Annotated in this window: 1 protein-coding gene; it reads right to left on the reverse strand. The window is 67.5% G+C overall.

What is annotated here, in order from left to right:
* Positions 1 to 274: Hsp20/alpha crystallin family protein (locus tag IG86_RS0138185; protein ID WP_030903259.1), on the reverse strand; the 274-nt coding region annotated here is incomplete at both ends.

Raw genomic sequence — 274 nt, forward strand, 5'->3', positions numbered from 1 at the left:
GATCCGCAGGGTCAGGACACCCGCGTCGTAGTCGGCCTCGATGCGCTCGGTGTCGAGGGTGTCGGCCAGCATGATCTGGCGGGAGAAGACACCGAGGGGACGCTCGGAGAGCTCCATCTGCACGGTGTCGCCCTTGGCGGCCGGACGGCGCTCCGCCTTGACGGTCAGCATGTTCCGCTCGACGTCGATGTCGATCGCCTCGGTGCTCACACCGGGCAGGTCGAAGGCGATCACGTACACGTCGCCCTCGCGGTAGGCGTCCATCGGCATGACC

This window comes from Streptomyces virginiae, assembly GCF_000720455.1.
GTDB lineage: Bacteria > Actinomycetota > Actinomycetes > Streptomycetales > Streptomycetaceae > Streptomyces > Streptomyces virginiae.